This is a genomic window from Nitratireductor sp. GZWM139 (assembly GCF_030068685.1).
Lineage (GTDB): Bacteria > Pseudomonadota > Alphaproteobacteria > Rhizobiales > Rhizobiaceae > Nitratireductor > Nitratireductor aquimarinus.
This window is the reverse complement of the sequence record NZ_JAMQML010000056.1, coordinates 1-1,086: the sequence shown is the minus strand read 5'-3', so window position 1 is coordinate 1,086 and position 1,086 is coordinate 1. Positions and strand designations below refer to the sequence as shown.

At 49.4% G+C, this 1,086-nt stretch carries 2 protein-coding genes; both read left to right on the top strand.

Annotation, left to right across the window (positions count from 1 at the left end):
* Positions 1-395, top strand: a 395-nt coding sequence (locus NDI72_RS21885) for a site-specific integrase (protein ID WP_283801795.1), incomplete at its 5' end; no start/stop codon positions are given.
* Positions 396-622: 227 nt separating this feature from the next.
* The gene (locus NDI72_RS21880; RefSeq protein ID WP_283801794.1) at positions 623-793 is read left to right on the top strand and encodes a Flp family type IVb pilin; all 171 of its coding nucleotides are present in this window, start codon (positions 623-625) and stop codon (positions 791-793) included.
* Positions 794-1,086: the final 293 nt, after the last annotated feature.

Below are 1,086 nucleotides of genomic sequence, written 5' to 3'. Positions count from 1 at the left end.
GCCAGAGTCTATTTCAAACTGGATTAGCTCCAAGGGGCAACGTCAACGGCCACATGAATGAAAGGACGATTTCAAAAGTCTTCGAAGATCTCCGATCAGCAGACAAAATTCTTTCTAAAATCCCGATGTCTGTCGCGACACACGATCTAAGAAGAGCGCTCATCACGCATATGTCGCCGAAATTGCATCAATATGAAATCGGCGGCCGACAACTTTCAGATCGCGACATCTCGATGATCACGCATGCAGATGAAGGAAAAAGAGACACCGCATCTCTCGTCTACGACAAAAGCGAGCGGCTCGATGTGAAGCTGAAGATCTTGAGCGAATGGGAGAAATTTTGTTTCGACGGCTACGAGATGATCAGAAAAGAGCGAGGCCTACCTCCCCTCTAATCTAACGAAACCGACAAAATGTGTCCGTCTCGTTAGATTGGGAACATCCGATTTCGACGTGTAGAAAATAACCTGCGGTAGAAACCACACGTTAACCACACCACGGTTAAGACGCCGTTGACCTTACTCTTTAAAGGCTTTTCAAGATGATGGCCCTAAATTCCAAATTGTCAAAACGGAAAGCGGCAAACAAACAAACGGCCGCAGGCAATAGGGAACCTGTCAAAATGAAAAACCTCTTCTCCAAGTTTCTGAAAGACGAGTCTGGCGCAACCGCAATCGAATACGGTCTGCTCGCCGCTCTGATCGCTGTTGGTATCATCACTGTCGTCGGTCAGGTCGGTGACAACCTCACGACGACCTTCACATCCGTCAAAGACGGTCTCGCACCGAAGTAAGACGCCCAGACACCACCCAATTCCCGCCGTTTTTAGCCATTCGGCGGGGATACTTCCGCAGTTCAGCAAGCGGACACTCAGCCGCCCCTTCCCTGGGGCGGCCTTTTTTTTGTTTCGGCATCGTGAAAAGCGCCGCTTTCTGATCACGCAGACTCCGCAATCAAAACCGAACTTCCGTCTAGTTTGTGAGCCATCTCCGCCAAATCCGACAGCGATCTAGGGTCAAAACCCGTTGATAGCATTGATTTGTGAAGTGGTCCCACTTTTTCGGACAGTTCTGCAGCTTTGCTAAG

Coding starts and splice junctions, on each gene's coding strand:
- NDI72_RS21880 (WP_283801794.1), top strand. CDS start 623: ATGAAAAACCTCTTCTCCAAGTTTCTGAAAGACGAGTCTGGCGCAACC.